The sequence below is a fragment of the Bacillus sp. EKM208B genome, assembly GCF_011800725.1.
Taxonomy (GTDB): Bacteria; Bacillota; Bacilli; order Bacillales; family Bacillaceae; genus Bacillus; species Bacillus velezensis.
Genome location: NZ_JAANHO010000005.1, coordinates 259932 through 280867, shown reverse-complemented (window position 1 = coordinate 280867; position 20936 = coordinate 259932). Strand labels below are relative to the sequence as shown.

At 48.8% G+C, this 20936-nt stretch carries 26 protein-coding genes; 17 read left to right on the top strand and 9 right to left on the bottom strand.

The window, feature by feature from the left end:
* Positions 1-262: 262 nt before the first annotated feature.
* The 5 genes from G9F75_RS11905 (at position 263) to G9F75_RS11885 (ending at position 4819) form a co-directional block, all read left to right on the top strand.
* Positions 263-1222 carry an MBL fold metallo-hydrolase gene (locus G9F75_RS11905; RefSeq protein ID WP_022553006.1) on the top strand — a complete coding sequence of 320 codons (960 nt, stop codon included), beginning with the start codon at positions 263-265 and terminating at the stop codon, positions 1220-1222.
* Positions 1223-1227: 5 nt separating this feature from the next.
* Positions 1228-2004 carry an SDR family NAD(P)-dependent oxidoreductase gene (locus tag G9F75_RS11900; protein ID WP_017418085.1) on the top strand — a complete coding sequence of 259 codons (777 nt, stop codon included), beginning with the start codon at positions 1228-1230 and terminating at the stop codon, positions 2002-2004.
* Positions 2005-2020: 16 nt separating this feature from the next.
* Positions 2021-3370, top strand: coding sequence for a D-serine ammonia-lyase (gene dsdA, locus G9F75_RS11895; RefSeq protein ID WP_022553007.1), 1350 nt, complete (start codon positions 2021-2023; stop codon positions 3368-3370).
* A 75-nt stretch (positions 3371-3445) separates the two neighbouring features.
* Positions 3446-4405: a type I pantothenate kinase gene (gene coaA / locus G9F75_RS11890; RefSeq protein ID WP_003153290.1), complete on the top strand. Its 960-nt coding sequence runs from the start codon at positions 3446-3448 to the stop codon at positions 4403-4405.
* A gap of 24 nt (positions 4406-4429) precedes the next feature.
* On the top strand, positions 4430-4819 hold the full coding sequence (locus G9F75_RS11885) for a VOC family protein (RefSeq protein ID WP_029973629.1): 390 nt from the start codon (positions 4430-4432) through the stop codon (positions 4817-4819).
* Between the two features lies 1 nt (position 4820).
* Here the strand turns inward: G9F75_RS11885 and G9F75_RS11880 are convergent, their stop codons facing one another.
* The 5 genes from G9F75_RS11880 to G9F75_RS11860 form a co-directional block, all read right to left on the bottom strand.
* Positions 4821-4988, bottom strand: a complete 168-nt coding sequence (locus tag G9F75_RS11880) for a DUF4083 family protein (RefSeq protein ID WP_007409388.1) — start codon at positions 4986-4988, stop codon at positions 4821-4823.
* Between the two features lie 86 nt (positions 4989-5074).
* Positions 5075-6145, bottom strand: a complete 1071-nt coding sequence (locus G9F75_RS11875) for an AI-2E family transporter (protein WP_014418301.1) — start codon at positions 6143-6145, stop codon at positions 5075-5077.
* Between the two features lie 73 nt (positions 6146-6218).
* On the bottom strand, positions 6219-6425 hold the full coding sequence (locus G9F75_RS11870; RefSeq protein WP_003153294.1) for a YqzH family protein: 207 nt from the start codon (positions 6423-6425) through the stop codon (positions 6219-6221).
* A gap of 100 nt (positions 6426-6525) precedes the next feature.
* The gene (locus G9F75_RS11865) at positions 6526-6870 is read right to left on the bottom strand and encodes a YolD-like family protein (RefSeq protein WP_017418082.1); all 345 of its coding nucleotides are present in this window, start codon (positions 6868-6870) and stop codon (positions 6526-6528) included.
* A 15-nt stretch (positions 6871-6885) separates the two neighbouring features.
* On the bottom strand, positions 6886-8112 hold the full coding sequence (locus G9F75_RS11860) for a DNA polymerase IV (RefSeq protein WP_104842661.1): 1227 nt from the start codon (positions 8110-8112) through the stop codon (positions 6886-6888).
* Positions 8113-8327: 215 nt separating this feature from the next.
* Between G9F75_RS11860 and G9F75_RS11855 the strand changes: the two genes are divergently transcribed.
* The 5 genes from G9F75_RS11855 (at position 8328) to G9F75_RS11835 (ending at position 10768) form a co-directional block, all read left to right on the top strand.
* Positions 8328-8798: a GNAT family N-acetyltransferase gene (locus G9F75_RS11855; RefSeq protein WP_014418298.1), complete on the top strand. Its 471-nt coding sequence runs from the start codon at positions 8328-8330 to the stop codon at positions 8796-8798.
* A 12-nt stretch (positions 8799-8810) separates the two neighbouring features.
* On the top strand, positions 8811-9155 hold the full coding sequence (locus tag G9F75_RS11850; protein ID WP_007409393.1) for an antibiotic biosynthesis monooxygenase family protein: 345 nt from the start codon (positions 8811-8813) through the stop codon (positions 9153-9155).
* Positions 9152-10120, top strand: a complete 969-nt coding sequence (locus G9F75_RS11845) for a GNAT family N-acetyltransferase (protein ID WP_025649818.1) — start codon at positions 9152-9154, stop codon at positions 10118-10120. The genes G9F75_RS11850 and G9F75_RS11845 overlap by 4 nt, the downstream gene beginning before the upstream one ends.
* Positions 10121-10191: 71 nt before the next feature.
* Complete coding sequence (locus G9F75_RS11840; RefSeq protein ID WP_025649817.1) at positions 10192-10554, top strand: iron-sulfur cluster biosynthesis family protein; 363 nt, start codon at positions 10192-10194, stop codon at positions 10552-10554.
* Entirely contained in the window at positions 10529-10768 is a 240-nt protein-coding gene (locus G9F75_RS11835; protein ID WP_003153307.1) for a DUF2552 family protein, read from the top strand. Before G9F75_RS11840 ends, G9F75_RS11835 begins: the two co-directional genes overlap by 26 nt.
* A 39-nt stretch (positions 10769-10807) precedes the next feature.
* On the opposite strand, the gene G9F75_RS11830 is transcribed toward G9F75_RS11835, so the two are convergent.
* A complete protein-coding gene (locus G9F75_RS11830; RefSeq protein WP_017418077.1) occupies positions 10808-11722 on the bottom strand; it encodes an alpha/beta hydrolase in 915 nt (304 codons plus the stop codon).
* A gap of 122 nt (positions 11723-11844) precedes the next feature.
* On the opposite strand from G9F75_RS11830, the gene G9F75_RS11825 reads away from it, so the two are divergent.
* Positions 11845-12069, top strand: a complete 225-nt coding sequence (locus tag G9F75_RS11825) for a YqkE family protein (protein ID WP_007409396.1) — start codon at positions 11845-11847, stop codon at positions 12067-12069.
* 32 nt (positions 12070-12101) lie between these two features.
* Here G9F75_RS11825 and G9F75_RS11820 read toward each other — a convergent pair whose 3' ends face one another.
* Together G9F75_RS11820 and mciZ are read right to left on the bottom strand one after the other, a co-directional pair.
* Positions 12102-13022, bottom strand: a complete 921-nt coding sequence (locus G9F75_RS11820; RefSeq protein ID WP_021494264.1) for an aldo/keto reductase — start codon at positions 13020-13022, stop codon at positions 12102-12104.
* Positions 13023-13084: 62 nt separating this feature from the next.
* Positions 13085-13207 carry a Z-ring formation inhibitor MciZ gene (gene mciZ / locus G9F75_RS11815; protein WP_003153315.1) on the bottom strand — a complete coding sequence of 41 codons (123 nt, stop codon included), beginning with the start codon at positions 13205-13207 and terminating at the stop codon, positions 13085-13087.
* A gap of 78 nt (positions 13208-13285) precedes the next feature.
* Here mciZ and G9F75_RS11810 point away from each other — a divergent pair, with 78 nt between their 5' ends.
* Together G9F75_RS11810 and G9F75_RS11805 are read left to right on the top strand one after the other, a co-directional pair.
* Positions 13286-13840, top strand: coding sequence for an NUDIX hydrolase (locus G9F75_RS11810; protein WP_003153317.1), 555 nt, complete (start codon positions 13286-13288; stop codon positions 13838-13840).
* On the top strand, positions 13840-15003 hold the full coding sequence (locus G9F75_RS11805) for a TIGR00375 family protein (protein WP_167409120.1): 1164 nt from the start codon (positions 13840-13842) through the stop codon (positions 15001-15003). Before G9F75_RS11810 ends, G9F75_RS11805 begins: the two co-directional genes overlap by 1 nt.
* A gap of 11 nt (positions 15004-15014) precedes the next feature.
* Here the strand turns inward: G9F75_RS11805 and G9F75_RS11800 are convergent, their stop codons facing one another.
* Positions 15015-15368 carry a helix-turn-helix domain-containing protein gene (locus G9F75_RS11800; RefSeq protein WP_007409399.1) on the bottom strand — a complete coding sequence of 118 codons (354 nt, stop codon included), beginning with the start codon at positions 15366-15368 and terminating at the stop codon, positions 15015-15017.
* Between the two features lie 176 nt (positions 15369-15544).
* Between G9F75_RS11800 and G9F75_RS11795 the strand changes: the two genes are divergently transcribed.
* The 4 genes from G9F75_RS11795 to G9F75_RS11780 all read left to right on the top strand — a co-directional run bounded on the left by G9F75_RS11795 (position 15545) and on the right by G9F75_RS11780 (position 20873).
* Positions 15545-16534: a type I asparaginase gene (locus G9F75_RS11795; protein WP_022553011.1), complete on the top strand. Its 990-nt coding sequence runs from the start codon at positions 15545-15547 to the stop codon at positions 16532-16534.
* A 37-nt stretch (positions 16535-16571) separates the two neighbouring features.
* A complete protein-coding gene (gene aspA, locus G9F75_RS11790) occupies positions 16572-17999 on the top strand; it encodes an aspartate ammonia-lyase (RefSeq protein ID WP_003153322.1) in 1428 nt (475 codons plus the stop codon).
* Positions 18000-18140: 141 nt separating this feature from the next.
* Positions 18141-19547 carry a Na+/H+ antiporter NhaC gene (nhaC, locus tag G9F75_RS11785; protein WP_017418075.1) on the top strand — a complete coding sequence of 469 codons (1407 nt, stop codon included), beginning with the start codon at positions 18141-18143 and terminating at the stop codon, positions 19545-19547.
* 12 nt (positions 19548-19559) lie between these two features.
* Entirely contained in the window at positions 19560-20873 is a 1314-nt protein-coding gene (locus G9F75_RS11780) for an NAD-dependent malic enzyme (RefSeq protein ID WP_007409402.1), read from the top strand.
* Positions 20874-20936: the final 63 nt, after the last annotated feature.

The window sequence follows — 20936 nt, the reverse complement described above, 5'->3', positions numbered from 1 at the left end:
GTTTTCCTAACCGCTCTGAGGGCAGGTTCTGTAAACAAGAGGGCCGCAATGTCTTTCAGCCGGGGACATTGCTCTCTGCTGCCGTTGTTTATATACTAGTTCCTCGTCATCGCGTTCCGTGTTTTCTAGTTTGTTGTTCATTATGCTATGCGCAAGAGCGGGATGTCAATCTTTTTTTCCGATATGCGGCAATAATGACACAGTGAAAAGAAAACGCTAAAATATGATTATTCAGGAATGAAAAGAACGAAGGAGCGTAAACATGGCAGCGAGAAAGATCATTCCGATACGTGTGCCGACTCCGTTTGCAGTCGGCGACGTTATCGTTTATTTAGTAAAAGATGAAGCCTTAACCCTTATTGATTGCGGCCCGAATACAAAGGAAGCGGCTGAATCGCTCTCATTGCAGCTTAAGGAACACGGGGTTTCTGCGGCGGATATAGAACAGGTGGTGCTCACTCATCATCACGCAGATCATTCAGGTCTGCTCCACCTTTTTTCCGAGGATACGGAAGTGATCGGGCATCCGCTGAATGACAGGTACATTACTCAGGATCAGTCGTATATCGCCCGGCAGGAGGACTTTTTCCTGTCGCTTATGACTGAAATGGACGTTCCCCTGACGCCTGAAGACATACATAAAACAGTTAAGCTGTCATACTTATTTTCTGCAAACCGTCCGTTAACGAAAACAGTGGGAGAAGGCGGGAAAATTGACGGGCTTAACGGCTGGACGGTGCTCGAAATCCCGGGTCATGCCGCTTCTCACATTGCGCTCTACCATGAAAAAAGCGGTGAAATGTTCAGCGGCGATCTGCTTTTGTCCAACAGCTCCACCAATCCGATTCTGGAAGCTCCGGAAAAGGGGGGCGTGCGCGCGGCCCCGATGCTCGACTACTTGAACTCAATGAAGCGGCTGTATGACGTAAACCCGTCCTTTTTATATCCGGGACACGGCGATCTGCTGACAGACGTAAAGCCTGCTTTTGACAGGCGGCTTGAAAAACAGAGAAACCGGTCGGAATATGTGCTGCGCCTGTTGTCAGAGGAAACGCTGACGGCTTTCCAGGTATGCCGGCGGCTGTTTCCGGCTGTTTATGAAAATGAAATGTTTTTAACGATGTCAGAAACGATCGGCCATCTTGACGTGCTGGCCGCCGAAGGGAAGGCTGTATCCTTTCAGTCGGGGAACACTCTGATGTTTAAAGCTGTGAAGGGGTGAAGGAAATGGGCAGATTAACGGATAAGCGGATTTGGATCACCGGAGCATCCGGCGGACTCGGAGAACGGCTTGCATATTCCTGCGCGGCAGAAGGAGCTCATGTTTTTTTATCCGCGAGGCGGGAGGACCGCTTGCAGGAAGTGAAAAAGACGATTACCGCGCGCGGCGGACAGTGTGATGTCATTCCGTTTGACGTCCGGCATGCAGAAGAGGCTGAAAACGTAAGGCGTTTGATCGGTCATGTTGACGTATTAATCAACAACGCCGGCTTCGGCATTTTTGAAACGGCCGCTGATTCATCTTTGGATGATATGAAGGCAATGTTTGAAGTCAACGTCTTCGGATTAATCGCCTGTACGAAGGCCTGTCTTCCTGTGATGCTTCATGCGAAAAGCGGCCATATTATCAATATCGCCTCACAGGCCGGCAAATTGGCGACGCCGAAATCAAGCCTTTATTCCGCTACGAAACACGCCGTTTTAGGGTATTCCAATGCGCTGCGGCTTGAGCTGGCCGGTACGGGTGTAGCTGTGACAACGGTTAATCCCGGTCCGATCAAAACAGACTTCTTTACAATTGCAGATAAAGAGGGCGGTTATGTGAAAAGCGTCGGCAGATGGATGCTTGATGCCGACCATGTGGCAGAGCGCATTACATCCGTGATTCTGACGGATAAACGGGAAATGAATCTTCCGCGATGGATGAGCCTCGGGACGAAGCTGTATCAGCTTTTCCCATCGTTTACAGAAAAACTGGCCGGCCGCGCATTAAAGAAAAAGTAACAAGGGGGAAAAAGGAATGTCCGACCGGGATATACACAAGACATTGATGGCAGAGCCTTTCGTCAGGCAAATGGCGGAGGCGCGTGAAGTATTTTGGATCAACCCGCATAAAACCGATGATCCAGTAAAGCATGGTGCTGAATGGAAACAGGAGATTGCCGAAGCGGAAGAAAGGCTGCGCCGGTTTGCGCCTTATATCGCATCGGCTTTTCCGGAGACGGAAGCGGAGGGAGGCCTCATTGAATCTCCGCTTATCTTGATTAATGAAATGAAGAAGCATCTGGAACACAGCGCCGCTCAGGCTTTCCCCGGGCGTCTGCTTTTGAAATGCGACGACGAACTTCCGATTTCCGGTTCCATTAAAGCGCGCGGCGGGATTTACGAAGTGCTGAAGCATGCCGAAGATCTCGCGGTGAAAGCGGGAATGCTCTCAGCAGACGACGATTACAGCATATTGACTGAAGAACGGTTTACCGCTTTTTTCTCAAAATACTCTATAGCCGTCGGCTCTACGGGCAATTTAGGTCTGAGTATCGGCATAATCGGCGCGAAGCTCGGCTTTTGTGTGACCATTCATATGTCCAGTGACGCAAAGCAGTGGAAAAAGGAGCTGCTCCGGGAAAAGGGGGTTCGCGTCATCGAATATGAAGCAGACTACAGTCTGGCTGTCAAAGAGGGGCGCATGCAGGCGAAGCAGGACCCTTATTGTTATTTTATTGATGATGAGCATTCCCGGGATCTGTTTTTGGGGTATGCCGTTGCGGGAAGCCGTGTGAAAAAGCAGCTCGATCAAATGAACATAAAGCCTGATGCAGATGAACCGCTTTTCGTTTATTTGCCGTGCGGGGTCGGAGGAGGCCCGGGCGGCGTCGCGCTTGCGCTAAAGCTGATCTATGGCGAGCATGTCCATATTTTTTTCGGTGAGCCGACGCATTCACCGTGTATGCTGTTAGGACTGTTTTCCGGCTTGCATGACGGAATCAGCGTGCAGGATATCGGTCTTGATAATCAAACGGCCGCCGACGGACTCGCGGTGGGAAGGCCGTCCGGACTGGCCGGCCCTCTGATGGAACCTATACTCAGCGGCTGCTATACCGCCGATGACTGCACGCTTTTTTCGCTGCTTTATCAATTAAGGGCGGCCGAGAATAAGAGCCTTGAACCCTCTGCACTCGCCGGACTGGCCGGAGCCGTCAAGTTTGTCCAGACCGAAGCCGGAAACCGTTATATAAAAGAACGGGGGCTTGAGATGGAAAATGCCGTGCACCTTGTGTGGAGCACCGGCGGAAGCATGGTTCCGGAGGAGGAAATGGAAGAGTACAGCCGGATCGGTTCCTCATTTGTGAAAAAAATGGGCAGACAGTGAAGCGGTTTTCCGTTACAATCTTTGTAAGCGTTTGTTTTTTTATCGGAAAGCCATACAGAGAGATTGGTGTGAATTGTGAAAAGTAAAGAATTGAACTTACATACATTGTATACGCAGCACAGCCGCGAGTCGTGGGCCGGATTCGGCGGCCACCTTTCCATTGCCGTTTCAGAGGAAGAAGCCAAGGCCGTAGAAGGGCTGAATGACTACCTGTCGGTGGAAGAAGTAGAAACGATTTACATTCCGCTTGTGCGCCTGCTCCATCTTCATGTCACGTCTGCCGCAAGACGGAATCAGCATGTCAATGTGTTTCTGAAGCATCCGCATTCAGCGAAAATCCCGTTTATCATCGGAATCGCGGGCAGCGTCGCCGTCGGCAAAAGCACGACGGCGAGAATTTTGCAAAAGCTTCTTTCCCGTCTGCCGGACAGGCCGAAGGTGAGCCTGGTGACAACCGACGGTTTCTTGTATCCGACGGCGGAATTAAAAAGAAAAAACCTTCTGTCCAGAAAGGGATTCCCGGAAAGCTACGACGTGAAAGCGCTGCTTGAATTTCTGAACGATATAAAGTCAGGGAAAGAGAGAGTGGAGGCGCCCGTATACTCCCATCTTACGTATGACAGGGAAGAGGGCGCCGTCGAGGTTGTCGAAGGTGCGGATATCGTTATTATCGAAGGAATCAATGTCCTGCAGTCGCCGACATTAGAGGACGACAGGGAAGATCCGCGGATTTTTGTATCGGATTTCTTTGATTTTTCGATCTATGTGGATGCCGAAGAAAGCCGGATTTTCACGTGGTATTTGGAGCGTTTCCGCCTCTTAAGAGAAACCGCTTTTCAGGATCCGGCTTCTTATTTTCATAAATTTAAGGATTTGTCTGATGCAGAAGCGGATACCATGGCCGCCTCCATTTGGGAGAGCGTCAACCGTCCGAATCTGTATGAAAATATCCTGCCGACAAAATTCAGATCGGATTTGATTTTGAGAAAAGGTGACGGCCATAAAGTTGAAGAGGTGCTGGTAAGGCGGGTGTGATGTGAGGAGGAAGCGAATATTATGATGCATCATATTGAATTGTATGTATCTGACTTGAAAGCCTCCGCCCGGTTTTGGGGATGGTTTTTAGGTGAGCTCGGTTATAGGGAATTTCAAAATTGGGACTCCGGCATCAGCTGGAAAAACGCAGGATTTTATGTTGTGCTTGTACAGACAGAGGAGCGTTTTTTAACACCGGAGTACCACAGATGCCGGGTCGGGCTGAACCATCTGGCTTTTCATGCTGCATCAAGAGAGCAGGTTGACGAGATGACAGAAAAGCTGCTTGCCAGAGGATGCCCCGTGCTTTACAGGGACCGCCATCCATATGCAGGCGGAAGCACGCATTACGCCGTATACACGGAGGACCCGGATCGGATAAAAGTGGAGCTCGTTGCTCCTGCTTCTGAATGAACTATAACTTTTCGTTTTTTTCTTCGCGCAGCGCGTCGAGTTTCTTTTCGATTCTGTCCAATTGTATGCGGCGCTTGTTCAAGCTTCTGAATACGTATATCACGGCAAACAGGAAAAACGCGGCTGCAATAAATGAAATCAATTGAAAAATGACATCACCGATGTTCATCTTTTTTACCTCCGTGTGCGGCGGGCTGAAGAAGCCCGCCGTTTTTTCATTTTGACCGATGTGAAGACATGGGGGATGAATCAGTCCTAGCTTTGTGTTTTTCTGAGAATGAATAGTTTCTGCATGTGGCTTATGACCACTTTTGCGGCCGCATATCCCGGAATGGCCAGCAGCATCCCGGCAATTCCTGAGAATTTGCCGGCGGCAAGCAGAAGAAAAATAATGGTCAGCGGGTGAATGTCCAGCTTCCGTCCCATAATTTGCGGGGAAATCAGCTGGCTTTCAAGCTGCTGGACAATGACGACGACCGTAATCACCAGCACCGCCTCGGTCGGTGAATCGAACAATCCGACAATGACTCCGGGAAATGTGCCGATCCAAGGCCCGATAAACGGAATCAGGTTTGTCACCATGGCGAACGCGCCCAGAACGAGCGGATAATCGAGCCCGATTATAAAATAGCCGATTGTGACGAGAACGCCGACACAAAAACTGACGAGCAGCTGTCCTTGTATGTATGAACTGAGAGCTTCATCCATGTCCCGAAGGATTTGTTTTCCTTCTTTTTGATGTTTTTCCGGAAGAAGCCGCAGCAGTCGCCGGGGGGCTTTGTGTCCTTCTTTTAACATGTAATACAGCGCAAACGGAATAATGGCTGCGGTGATGGCGGCATTGGCAGCCGTACCGGCCAGGCTGCTGAGAGAATCAGCGATTGAACCGGAATAATTTGCGGCTTTGTCTGCTAATTTTTTAAAGGAATCCCCATGCTGAAGCCGGGAAAACCATTTGCTGTCCTGAAGATGCCCGATCCAATTTTCAGCTTTTGCGGAAAGCTCCGGAATATGATCTGTGAAGGCTGTAAACTGTTTTTGAACGGCAGGGCCCGCCGTATAAAGGAAGAGGACAAAAAGGCCGGCTGTTCCCGCATAAATCGCTAAAATCGCGATTCCTTCGGGCAGCTTTAATTTCGCATGCAGCACTCTGACGAGCGGGCGGCACAAATAGTAAAGGACGCCCGATAATACAATAGGCGGAAACAAGGTTTTAACCGTAATCACAACAGGCTGGAACAAAAAGTCTATTAATGTTCCGAGATAAATGATGAGAAATAACAGAAGAACGGCATAGCCGATCCTGAAATAAGGCCCGACAGGCATATCCTGCACCACGCAATCTTTAAGGGTTTACTCTCGGACGTTTCCCTTATCGCCCGGTGCATAAACGTCCGTGTCAGGAAAACTGCCCCTGATTGGTGACGTAATCGTAGATAATATCTTCTACATGGGCATGGAGATCCTCATCGGGTTCTTCATTCCTTCTTTCTTCTAAAGCTTTTTTTAAACTCTGTTTTTCATAGGGGCTCAGCGGATCTGTCGACACATTCCGTCCATACTGGCGGAGGGCTTGTCCCAGCATTTTTTCTATAAATTGATCCATCATATATTCTCCTATTCTTGTCATTCATCTTTATTCTACTAAATATCATGTGATCCTCCCACTCTTCTATCATATTTTCTGTCAGGCCGGGGTGGGGATTTTATTCCAATTCAGCTGAGAGAATACGATGAAACGGCAGCGTTAACGCATCTTCATCGTTTATGATTTTTAAACGTTTTTCGTCATGCATCACTTGTTTTACCCAGCCCCAAAAGCGGCGGGGGCCGTGTGCGGAAGCGTAGGTGACCGAAATGGCCCTGTCTTCTTCAATTGACGCCGCAATGATGCGGTTCATGTCGTTCAGTTGCTCTTCGCTCAGTTCCGGAGGCCGGAATTCCCGTTCTTTTCGTTTTTTTGCAAGCAGCTGCTCCCGATGTTCGGGCAGCATCATCCGGCTTGATTCCCACATGACATTATACCCGGGTGTTAATTTGTTCGGATTCATGTATATCACCTCAAATTATTTGTAATGCCCGCCGATTTTTTCAGCCCGGTGAAAGGCTTGGCCGGCCTCTGTCAGTGAAGCGGCATGGAGGAGCGACGCAGGGCCGTACCGCTCATGAATATCATCCAATACTTTGCCGAGACTGATCTTTTTTTCCTGGGCATCGAACAGGCTCAGCTGAACATAATCACAAGGCTCCAGCTGGGAAAGGGAGACGCCGGCGCTGCGGACGGGCTCACCGTTCCAATGCTCTTTGAAGAGCTTGACCGCCGCTTTAAAAATATCCATTCCGAAATTAGTCGGAGACACCAGCTTTCTCTGTCTGTGAAAACCTGAAGGAAATTCAAAATCAGCGCCTCTGATGCTGACTGAAACCGTATGGCCGATGTATTGTTTGAAACGGGCGCGGCGGGCCACTTCTTCGCTTAACTCCAACAGCACGACTTTGATATCCTCAAAGCGGCTGTAGTCTCTCGGGAGGGTCATGTTATGGCCGATCGCTTTTTGCCGGCTGTGCGTGTTGACGGTGACCGGAGAGGGATCGATGCCGCGGGCTGTCCGCTGAAGCAATTCGCCGTTAATGCCCCAGCGTTTTTTCAGCAATTCGGCGGGGTGCCCGGCAAGCCCGCCGATTGTGCTGATGCCCATCCGTCTTAAATGATGCTCCATCCGTTTTCCGATGCCGAATAATTTTCCGACCGGCAGCGGCCACAGATCCTGCCTGATATTTGACATATCCAATCTGTGGATGCCGGATGCGTTTTTTTTGGCAAAATGGTCGCAAGCCATTTTCGCGAGCGCCTTATTCGGCCCGATGCCGACACGGGCATAAATCCCGAATTCACGCATAACCGCTTGCTGAATGCTTTTGGCAATTGTAAAAGGATCACCGAACAGCCGCCTGCTTCCGGTCACGTCGAGAAACTGTTCATCGATGGAGTAGGGTTCTACAAGATCGGTATACCGTTCAAACAGTTCGGTAATCATGACGGATACATCAATATACCGCTGCATCCGCGGACGGACAATAACGGCGTCGGGACATTTGGCCTGCGCTTCCCACAGCCGTTCGGCATTTTTTACGCCGTATCGTTTGGCGAGCGGACAAGCCGCAAGCACGACGCCGCTGCGTCTTTCGGGATCTCCCGAGACAATCACGGGCCGGCTTTTGAGATGAGGCGCTTCCGCTTTTTCCACAGACGCATAAAACGATTGCATATCAACAAGAAGAATATCAGCCATAAAAAAACCTCCGGGAACGTTTGTTCTGTTTTTCATTGTACCCGAACAATGATCACGTTTATACTGGTAAATCATTCCCCGGCTGGAAGACTTGCTGATTCGTTTGCTTGAAAAGAAATCATTTACAATTGCAAACAACCCACATATAATTTTTTATATTCCAATGAGAAGAGCTGACATTCATTTTGCCGGACGAAAAGGAGAGTCAATCGATAATGGATATTCGAACAATTACCTCTGAAGACTATGAAATGGTTACGTCTGTTTTGAATGAATGGTGGGGCGGCAGGCAGATGAAAGACAAACTGCCGCGCTTGTTTTTTGAACATTTTCAGGACACAAGCTTTATCACGTACGGGCCGGAGGGAATGACCGGTTTTTTAATCGGTTTTCAGTCACAAACAGACCCTGAGACAGCCTACATTCATTTTTCCGGTGTGCATCCGGATTTCAGAAAAATGCAAATTGGAAAACAGCTCTACGACCGATTTATGGAGACGGTGAAGAAAAGGGGCTGCACAAAAGTCAATTGCGTGACGGCGCCTGTCAATAAAGTATCAATCGCTTATCATACAAAATTAGGCTTTGAAGTTGAAAAAGGAACCAAAACCGTAAACGGAATCCCTGTTTTTGCGAATTATGACGGCCCGGGAGAAGACCGGATTCTGTTTGTGAAATATATGTAGAGGGGGATGAATATGGGTTTTTTAGCTGACACGCCCAAACCGCCCTATTATGCGGTCATTTTTTCATCAATAAAGGGAAAATATGATGAGGAATATGAACATACGGCAGAGCGCATGATGAATTTGGCAGGCGGACAGCCGGGCTTTTTAGGCGCGGAAAGCGTTCGGGAGGAAAACGGCTGCGGCATCACGGTTTCCTACTGGGACAGCCTGGAGGCGATTAAAAGGTGGAAAGATCATACGGACCACCAGGCGGCAAAACAAAAAGGAAAAAGCGCCTGGTATGAAGCGTACGCGGTCCGCATTACGAAGACGGAGTCACAGCGGATGTTTGCGTCAAAAGGGGCGGAAGATTGATTACATTTTTACAGCATACACAAGAACAGACCGCGCGGGAAATTGCGGCGGTTCAGCGCTGCTCTTATCAAAAAGAAGCCGAGCTGATCGGCTTTTTCGGCATTCCCGCCCTGCATGAAACACCCGATGATATACAGCGGTCACGGGAGACGTTTGCCGGTTTCAAGGAAAAAGATCAGCTTGCAGGCGTCATTTCGTATGAAAAAAAGGGATATGACCTTGTCATATGCAGGCTGACGGTGCACCCGTCCGCCTTTCGGAAAGGAATCGGACGGGCGCTTCTTCAATTTGTGATAGACGAGAACCGGGACGCCCAAAAAATAGAGGCGGCTACCGCCAGCCAAAACGTTCCGGCAGTCTCTCTCTATTTAAAAACCGGGTTCACGGAAGCCGGACAGATTGAGACGCCGGAAGGGCTGACCCTCTCGTTTTTTCATCTTTATCCGAAGAGGAAAGCGGAAGTTGTTCCGTACAAGCCGGAATGGAAAGAAATGTTTGAAAGAGAGAAGGCGGACTTGATCCGAATCTTCGGCCCAGCACTTCATTCTGTCAGCCACATCGGCAGCACCTCCATCCCGCAGATGGCCGCCAAACCCGTCATCGATATACTGGCGGAGGTCAAAGATATTTTGGATGCCGACCGATTCAGTCCGCAGCTGGAAGCACTCGGCTATGAGGCGAAAGGGGAAAACGGGATAGAGGGCCGGCGTTTCTTTCAAAAAGGCGGCAGCAAGCGCACGCACCACGTTCACATATACGAAACAGGCCATCCGGACGTGAAGCGTCATCTGCTGTTCCGGGATTACCTCACTGCAAAGCCTGAAAAAGCGGCTCAATACATGGAACTGAAACGGCACCTCGCTGAGACATACCCATACGATATGGCAAAGTATAGTGAAGGGAAAAATGACTGGATCAAGGCGGCTGAACAAGAGGCAAAGGACTGGGAGAGCGGGCTGCTGTAAAGAAAGCAGAAACAATGCATACAGCGGCTCGGTATGCTACAATGGCGAAAATGAAAAACGGAGGATCATCTATGCAAATACATGTGACGGATGCGGCGAAACACACACTTCAGCAGGCGATGGACGCCAACCCGGGGAAAAAAGCGCAGCTCCGCTATGACGCAGAAGGCTGCGGGTGCGCGGTGAGCGGCGTGCCGGCGATCTGGCTGGCGGACGAATTAACGGGACAATGCGAAGCCATTGAAACAAACGGACTTCCGCTTTACATCCAGACCTCACAAAAAGTGTTTTTTGACGAGGAAATGACAATCGATTACAATGAAAAGGCAAAAACGCTCGTCTTAAAAAGCCCGGCAGAGATGCTGAGCCCGAGAATGAGCATATTAGTAAAGCAGGGAGAAACGGAAAGTGAATCAAAAGCTGAAAGCCATTAAACAGACGGCACAGCATAAAACGTGGGTATCCTTTCTGAACAACAACCACCCGTACAGTCTGCTGCACTGGTCCATCGGAGGCGCTGAATCCGTTCAGAAGGATGTCTGGCTGCTTCAGGATGAGATGACCTTCAAAGCGCAGGAGTTTACGACAATCGACCTCGCCATTGACTGGATCGGAGAAAATATGGACGGGATTACCGACGTTTTATGACGGGAAAGCGAAAGAACCAGCATACGTTCTTTCGCTTTTTTACGTTTGCGTCATGGTATCTAAAAAGGTTTGAACGGCTTTGCGGTAGCTCTCCGGATTTTTGGTGTACGACATGGCATGCCCGCCCGATTCGGCCAGATAGAGCATCTTAGGGCCGCGTTTTCTGCGGTGCAGCAATTCGGAAGAAGCGGGAGGTATATAATCATCTTCCTTACTGTGAATAAACAGCACGGGCTGCCGGATGCGGCTGATAACCGATAGAGGAGATACATCACGGATACGGTATCCTTCTCTCATCCGCAAAAAGAAATCAGCCAAAGGCAGAAGCGGCCACGGAGGCAGCCGGAACTCCCGCTTCAGCCTGTAGGCGAGCTGATCGCGAAAGCTTGCGAACGGACAGTCCGCAATATAAAAATCAGCGCCGTTTTCATCCTGATGCCCGCCCGCGTATAATAAGGCCGTCACCGCTCCCATCGATTCCCCGTGGATGCCGATTTGACCGCCGTCTCCGGTTTTGTGTCTCACCCAATTCACGGCTTCTTCCAAATCATCTTTTTCAAAATAGCCGTAGCTCGTCGTTCTGCCGCCGCTTTTTCCGTGCCCGCGGTGGTCATATACGAGCACATTCCAGCCTAAATCTAAAAATAAATCCATGTATTTCAATGAATTGAACGAATTTACGGTAACGCCGTGACAAATAATCATGGTGTTTGCCGTATGATGCGGGGCGACGTAAAAGCCTTTGATCTCATACCCGTGGCGTGACAGGATGACGGCCTCTTCTTTTTCCATGGCCTGAAAGGAATCAAATCTATCATACCCGTCCGCCGTTTCTTTTTTCATGATATCTTCATCCGTCTTTTTCTTCATAAACATAATCAGATTCGTAAAAGCGAATCCGGCAGCCAAAAAGACTGCGCAAGCCGAACCGAACACCGCCAGCCATTTTTTCACACAGGCACCCTCCTTTAATATGAAAAATCCTTCCTCCGGCTTTTTGGGACCGTGAACGTTGCCGGCCTCCGGCGCTCCGTGGTACACTTGCTTCACCATATTCAGATACGGGGGGCGTAATGATGAAAAAGCAGCTGCCTAAAGAAAAACACAGCTTAAAAGACGATCTGGAGGAAGATCTGAAGGCCAGGCTTTTGCAAATGAAAAGTGAGCTGAAGGAAGAAGACGAGAAAAAGCAGGCGCAGCAAAAGGCGGAACAAATCAGAAAACGAAAAGAAAAAGAAAAACATAAAAGCTTTGAAGAGCTGCTGAATGAAAGCAGTCTCGATTGGCACAAATATAAATAAACCGGCATCTGAAAAGGTGCCGGTTTTATTGTTTAAGAACGATGGGCTTCGTATACGTCCCGTTTTGTATGATATTGCAGGGCTTTGATTTCCTGGCTGCTTAAACGACGGGCCTCTGCAGCCGAACAGTTTTCTCTCAGCTGCTCAAGTGAGCTGGCTCCGGTGATGACAGAAGCGACGGCCGGCTGTGACAGCAAGTATTGAAGAGAAAGCTCCGTCATGCTCAAGTCAGGTGCGGCAGCGCTGATCGCTTTTTTGGTTTCTGCCAGTTCTGCAAAAGAATATGTTAAATAGCCGTTCTCTTTTACGCTTGCGGCCGCTTGATCAAGCGGTTTTTCCGTAAGAAGCCCTTTAGCGACAGGCCCTCTTGCGACTACGCTGATTCCGTTCTCCTCTAAAAGGGGAAGCCACTCCTCGGGACGCCGGTCCAGCAGGCTGTATTGCATCATAATGCTGGTGATATTTGATTTTTTCACATATTCTTTAATAACATTCGGACGAATCGAGGAAATGCCGTAATACCGGATGACACCTTCCTGTTTTAAGTCCTCAAATGCTTCGATCGTTTCGTCAATATGGTCTTCCATCGTGCCGCCATGCAGCTGATAAAGGTCGATATAGTCCGTTTTCAGCCGGCGCAGGCTGTTTTTGACCGCTTCTTTTATGTATCCTTTGGAAGCGTCCCAATGCCAGCCGTCTTTATCATCATTCCAGCGGTTTCCGGCTTTCGTGGCTAAAATGATGTCGTGCCTGCGGTTTTTGACGGCCTCCCCGACAATTTCCTCATTTCTGCCGAAATCATAAAGATCAGCGGTATCTAAATAATTGATTCCAAGCTCGATCGCTTCATCCAAAATAGACAGCGCTTTAGCTTTATCCGTACCCAGCGACATACAGCCGAGCCCGATTTCGCTTATTTCTAAATCAGAATGTCCCAGTGTGCGTTTTCTCATCGTTTCGCTCCTTTTTATAGTCTTTTATTGACCGTAATATAAAGGCGCGAAGTTTTCAACTGTTAAGGCCCGGTGATCCAATCTCCGACATAGCGGAATGTCCGTCCGTATTCTTTCAGTTTAGCCCGCACTTCCCACGCCTTTCCGACCAATACGATACTCTTATCCTTCCGGTACACCTTCAATCGAAAAGCACCTCCCTCTCATGCATGTATGATAAAATATATGAGGCATAATAGAGAGACAGAACGGGAGATGACATGATGAAACATTTAGAAGAAAAAACACTTGCGAAAAAAAAGCTGTATGACGGGAAAGTCATAGATCTTTACTTAGAGGATGTAGAGCTCCCGAACGGAAAAACAAGCAAGCGGGAAATCGTCAAACATCCGGGAGCGGTGGCCGTACTTGCGGTGACCGAGGAAGGAAAAATCATTTTGGTGAACCAGTTCAGAAAGCCGCTGGAACGGACAATCGTTGAAATTCCGGCCGGGAAGCTTGAAAAGGGAGAAGAGCCGGAACATACGGCGTTAAGAGAGCTCGAGGAAGAAACGGGATATACGGCGGAAACCTTGACGAAAATCACCGCTTTTTATACATCACCCGGGTTTGCTGATGAAATCGTGCATCTCTTTCTTGCGGAAGGGCTTTCGCCGCTGGAAGAAAAACGAGAGCTGGATGAGGATGAATTTGTCGAAGTTATGCAGGTCACGCTTGAAGAGGCCGTGAAGCTGATTGAATCCCGCAGGGTGTATGACGCAAAAACGGCGTACGCGATTCAGTATCTCCAGCTGAAAGAAGCGCTGAAGGAAAAATGATGAAAACCATCTATGCGGATCTGCATATTCATATCGGCCGCACCTATACGGGAAAACCGGTCAAAATCACCGGGGCCAAAACGTTGACGCTGCACCGGATTTTAGAAGAAGCCAGTGAGGGGAAGGGAATTGAACTATTGGGCATCATCGACTGCCATTCCCCGGAAGTCATAGAAGAAATCGAGCGCGGAATTGATGAAGGCGGATACCGTGAGCTGAAAGAAGGCGGCATCCGGTATCGGAATACGACGCTTCTGTTGGGCAGTGAGCTTGAAATCTATGATCACACATGCCGCGGGCCGATTCACGTTCTCGTCTTTATGCCGTCTCTTGCCGAAATGAAGATGTTTTCTGAGTGGCTCGCAAAAAGGCTTAAAAATATCCATCTCAGTTCCCAGCGCATTTATGAAACCGGTTTGAATCTTCAGAGGAAAACAAAGGAATTGGGCGGGCTGTTTATTCCCGCCCATATGTTCACCCCGCATAAAAGCCTGTACGGAAAAGGGGTCAGATCTTCTTTGACAGAAGTTTTCGACCCGGCGCTCATTGATGCGGCGGAACTCGGGTTAAGCTGCGACACCGACATGGCTTCGCGGGTAACAGAACTTGATCCGTATACATTTTTAACAAATTCTGATGCGCATTCCTTAGGAAAAATCGGCAGAGAATATAATGAAATGCTTCTTAAAGAGGCGAATTTCACGGAATTTTCGCTGGCTTTAAAAGGGAAGGACGGAAGAAAAATCACGGCGAATTACGGGCTGAACCCGAAGCTCGGGAAGTATTACCGGACGGCTTGCGACCGCTGCGGCAGCCAGGTTGAAAAAGGAGCTTCCGCATGTCCGGAGTGCGGGGGGAAAACAATGACAAAAGGGGTCAGTGAACGGCTGGAGGAACTGAGCGGCCCGAAAAAAAGCCGCGTGCCGCGGCCGCCGTATATTCATCAAATTCCGCTGCAGTTCATTCCCGGCGTCGGGCCGAAAACGTTAGAAAAACTGAAGCGGGCCTTCGGGACGGAGATGGCGATTCTACATCAGGCGCAAGAAGAGGAATTGGCGAGTGTCGTCCAGCCTAAAATAGCGGCTGTCATTCATAAAGCGCGCACCGGGCAGCTTGTCCTTGAGGCCGGGGGCGGAGGGACGTACGGCAGAATCAAGCCGTAAAAGCCGGTTTTTTAGCGGAGCTCCTCCTGCACCTTCTTTTTCGTGCGGACAAACGCAATCAATTCGATGATTTCATCCTGATTCAGCGGCTGTCCGTCAACGGTCAGTGTGCCGCGGCCTTGTGCGGCGTTTGTTAATTCGATGGTCTGGGCAAACGGCTCCGCCTTTTTTTCAGTGCGCCCCAGTAAATCGTCGCACGTCGTGTCAAACAGATCGGCAAGCGTGCCCAGTGCCTCGAATGACGGCCGCCGGTATCCTGATTCATACCCGGCGTACGTGCTTTTGGCGATGCCGAGACGATCAGCCGTATATTGAAGAGACCAATTTTTCTTTTTTCTCAGTTCAGTTAAACGATCTAAATTCATATTCAAAACCGCTCCTTTTCACTTGAGCAAATTATATCATATCGATATGCAAAAGTGTACGCGAATTGAATAATAATCACTTGATTAATTTCATTCGTCTGTCTATAATTTGATTAAAAGTATGCGAAAAGCGAATGCTTAACACATCTTGAGAAATGGATGAAGAGGTGCAGGGTATGAAAAAATTATTGCTGTTAACAACCGGAGGAACAATCGCCTCAGTCGAAGGAGAAAACGGGCTTGCACCCGGGGTGAAAGCAGACGAATTGTTAACCTACGTATCAAAACTTGATAACGATTACACGATGGAAACCCATTCGTTAATGAACATCGACAGCACAAATATGCAGCCTGAATACTGGGCCGAAATCGCAAATGCTGTCAAAGAAAAGTATGACGCATATGACGGGTTCGTCATTACGCACGGAACAGACACAATGGCTTATACATCAGCGGCACTGTCTTATATGCTTCAGCATGCTGATAAACCGATCGTCATTACGGGTTCGCAAATCCCGATTACATTTCAAAAAACCGATGCCAAAAAAAATATCACGGACGCGATCCGCTTCGCATGTGAAGGGGTGGGCGGCGTATACGTCGTATTTGACGGCAGAGTCATTCAAGGCACACGCGCCATTAAATTAAGAACGAAAAGCTATGATGCATTTGAGAGCATTAACTATCCGTATATCGCGTTTATTACCGAAAACGGAATTGAATACAACAAACAAGTGCACATCCCAAAAGACGATGCTTTTACGGTCAATACTTCACTTTGCACGGACGTGTGCCTGCTCAAGCTCCACCCGGGGCTGAAACCGGAAATGTTTGACGCATTAAAGGGCATGTACAAAGGAATCGTCATTGAAAGCTACGGCAGCGGCGGCGTGCCGTTTGAAGGAAGAGACATTCTCGCCAAAGTCAATGAAATGATAGAAAGCGGCATTGTCGTCGTCATTACGACACAATGTCTTGAAGAAGGAGAGGACATGAGCGTCTATGAAGTCGGCCGAAGAGTCAATCAAGATCTCATTATCCGCTCCAGAAATATGAACACGGAAGCCATCGTGCCGAAATTAATGTGGGCGCTCGGCCAGTCTCACAACTTGGCTGAAGTCAAAAACATTATGGAGACACCGATCGCAGACGACGTTGTACTGTAAAAACATGACTACCACAAAGAGAAAGTAGGGTTTTAGCATGACAAACGCGCAAAAAGAATATCGTCAGGAAAAAGATTTCCTCGGAGAAAAACAAATTGAAGCTGATGTGTATTACGGAATACAAACGCTGCGCGCGAAAGAAAACTTTCCGATTACCGGATACCGCATCCACGAAGAAATGATTAATGCGCTCGCCATCGTCAAAAAAGCGGCGGCGCTTGCCAACATGGATGTAAAACGGCTGTATGAAGGAATCGGGAATGCGATTGTACAGGCCGCAGATGAAATTCTTGAGGGAAAATGGCATGACCAATTTATCGTCGATCCGATCCAAGGGGGAGCCGGAACGTCCATGAACATGAATGCCAACGAAGTAATCGGCAACAGGGCTCTTGAAATCATGGGGCATAAAAAAGGTGAATACATTCACCTCAGCCCGAACACACACGTCAACATGTCACAATCGACGAACGACGTGTTCCCGACGGCAATCCATATTTCAACCTTGAAACTTTTGGATAAGCTCCTTGATACGATGGCGCATATGCTCAGTGTCTTTAAAGATAAAGCGAAACAATTTGATTCTGTCATTAAAATGGGGCGCACACACCTTCAGGACGCTGTGCCGATCCGTCTCGGACAGGAATTTGAAGCATACAGCCGCGTGCTTGAGCGTGACATAAAGCGAATTAAACAATCCCGCCAGCATCTGTATGAAGTAAACATGGGGGCAACGGCCGTAGGTACGGGGCTTAACGCCGATCCGCGCTACATAGAACAGGTTGTGAAGCACCTCGCTGACATCAGCGGACTGCCGCTTGTCGGCGCCGGCCATTTGGTTGACGCCACACAAAACACTGATGCGTATACGGAAGTTTCAGCCGCGTTGAAAGTATGCATGATGAACATGTCTAAAATCGCCAACGATCTGCGCTTAATGGCTTCAGGTCCGCGCGCGGGACTCGCGGAAATTTCACTGCCGGCCCGTCAGCCGGGATCATCCATTATGCCTGGGAAAGTCAACCCTGTAATGGCAGAGCTGATCAACCAAATCGCCTTCCAGGTCATCGGGAATGACAATACGATCTGCCTCGCTTCAGAAGCGGGCCAGCTGGAGCTTAACGTAATGGAGCCGGTACTTGTATTTAACCTGCTTCAATCCATCAGCATCATGAATAACGGTTTCCGCTCATTCACCGATCATTGTCTGGCGGGAATTGAAGCCAACGAAAAACGTCTGAAGCAATACGTGGAAAAAAGCGTCGGCGTCATTACAGCGGTCAATCCGCACCTCGGGTATGAAGCGGCTGCGCGAATTGCCCGTGAAGCCATCATGACGGGGCAATCTGTAAGAGATCTTTGCCTTCAAAATGATGTACTGACAGAAGAAGAATTGGATATCATTTTGAATCCGTATGAAATGACAAAACCGGGAATTGCCGGAAAAGATCTATTAGAAAAATAAATTTTAAAGCAACAACAGCCGCCTTTTCACGTTTTTTAGTGAATAGGCGGTTGCCATACAAAGGGATGAGGCAGTATAGTATAATTTGTTATATCATTTGATGAAAGCGTTTTAGCTTTTTTCTTCTAGGGGGATTTTCTTGTGAAAGAGGTCAGATTGCCAAATTTATTGGAAATAATTATCTTATTATTCGGGTTTTTAGCACTTGTCTTATCGTTCACAGTGTTTTTAGACCTGCCGATCCAGCTAGCTCTATTAATATCCTGGTTTTTCGCTATTATTCTCGGAGTCAGGCTGGGATATTCATATAAAGACTTGCAGGATTCGATTGTCACCGGGATATCAAACGGTCTTGAAGCGGTGTTGATTCTTGTTTCGGTCGGTGCGCTCATCGGGACATGGATTGCCGGCGGCGTTGTGCCGACGTTAATTTATTATGGTTTAGAGTTTATTAATCCTCATGTTTTCCTGCTTGCTACACTGGTTATTTGTTCCGTTATGTCCGTTGCGACCGGAACGTCGTGGGGAACCGTGGGAACCGCGGGGATCGCCATGATTGCCATCGGAGAGGGAATGGGTATACCGCTTCCGATCGTAGCGGGAGCCGTTTTGTCCGGCGCTTACTTCGGAGACAAGCTTTCACCGCTGTCTGACAGTACGGTGCTTGCCTCCACGCTTTCTAAGGTGGATGTGCTGTCACACGTCAGAGCGATGATGTATCTGTCAATTCCGTCCTATATTATTACGGCCATTCTATTTACCGTAACGGGATTTATATACGGCGGAAAAAATATTGATCTCGACAAAGTGGAATTTTTAAAATCTTCACTGCAGAAAACGTTTGACATTCATATATGGATGCTCATTCCGGCTGTTGTCGTCGTTGTCCTTCTGATTTTGAAAAAGCCGTCTATGCCCGTTATCGTCATCGGTGCTTTGCTTGGCGCAATCTGGGCTTCCGTCTTTCAGGGAATGAATTTTGCCAGTGCCATCGCGACTGCTTATAATGGTTTTTCCATAAAAACGGACGTCGAATTTTTAAACGGCCTGTTAAACCGCGGAGGCATTACCGGTATGCTAGATACGTTAGTCGTTATCCTGTTCGGTCTTGGTTTTGGAGGAATTCTTGAGAAGCTCGGCGTATTAAAAGTGATTGTCTCAACTTTTGAGAAAAAGCTGACCACACCGGGAAATGTGACGCTTTCGACATTGATCGTCGCCCTTTTAGGAAACATTTTCGGCTGTGCGATGTACGTGTCATTGATTCTGACGCCGAAAATCATGGAGAACAGTTATGATAAACTGAAACTTGACAGAAGAGTTTTATCCCGGAACGCAGAGGTGGGCGGCACGCTTACTTCAGGGATGGTGCCGTGGTCTGATAACGGCATCTATATGGCCGGCATTCTCGGCGTATCCACATTTTCTTATCTGCCGTTCATGTGGCTCAGTTTTGTATCTATCGGACTGGCAATATTGTACGGATACACGGGGAAATTCATTTGGTACACGAAAGAAAAATCCTTGCAATCTCAAAAGTTGGGTTAGGAGGTTCATTTCATGATTACAAAGCATATGATTCGGACGTTAATGATTGAAACGCCGACTGTTCCCGGAAATCTCGGAAAAGTGGCAACCGCCATCGGAGTGATGGGCGGAGATATCGGGGAAGTTGAAACCGTTAAAGTCGGCCCGAACTACACAATGCGCAACATTACGGTGCAGGCTGAAAATGAAGAGCAGCTGCAGGAAATCATTCAAGCCATTGAAGCTCTCGGTGAAGGCATCCGGCTTCATACAGTCTCAGATGAAGTGCTCTCTGCTCATGAAGGCGGCAAAATTCAGATGAAAAGCAAAATGCCGATCCGGACATTGGCTGAGCTTGGCCGTGTTTATACGCCGGGCGTCGCCGATGTGTGCAGACTGATCGAAAACGAGCCTGAAAAAGCATCCATCTATACGACAATCAGCAATTCTGTCGCCATTGTCACCGACGGCACGGCGATTCTCGGCCTCGGCAATATCGGCTCTGTCGCCGGAATGCCCGTAATGGAAGGGAAAGCCGCGCTTTTTGACCAGCTGGCGGGTATCAGCGGAATTCCGATTTTGCTCGATACCTCTGATCCGGAAGAAATCATTCGCACGGTAAAACATATTTCTCCGGGGTTCAGCGGAATTCTGCTTGAAGATATCGGTTCGCCCCACTGCTTTGACATTGAAGACCGCCTGAAAGAAGAACTGGACATTCCGGTTATGCACGATGACCAGCACGGCACGGCGGTCGTCACGCTCGCCGCCGCCATTTCCGCTTGTAAAAGCGCCGGTCTTGATTTAAAAGAAGCGAAGGTCGGTCAGATCGGTCTCGGCGCGGCAGGCGTCGCCATCTGCCGCATGTTTATGGCATACGGAGTCAAAGCGGTCTGCGGAACGGACAAGTCAGAAGACGCAATGAACCGCCTCGCTCAGTACGGAGGTCAGCCGCTTGGAAGCATCAAAGAATTAATGGACACGTGTGACATTGTGATCAGCACCACAGGAGTTCCGGGTCTCATTAAAAAAGAGGATGTCAGAAAAGGACACGTCATTCTGGCTTTATCTAATCCGAAGCCGGAGATTGAACCGGAAGAGGCATTACAAGCCGGAGCCGCTTATGCAGCTGACGGCCGTTCAGTCAATAATGTTCTCGGCTTCCCGGGGATTTTCCGCGGCGCGCTGAACGCCAAAAGCAAGAAAATCGACCATGAAATGCTTGTGGCGGCCGCAGAAGCCATCGCCTCTTGCACAAAACACGGCGATCTCGTGCCTCAGCCTTTGGATGCGGACGTGCATCAGGCCGTATCAGCAGCCGTAGAACGGGCCGCGGCAGGAAAATAAACAACTCTTACAGTACCGGACATGTGCCGGTGCTGTTTTTTTCATGAATAGGAAGCGGAATTC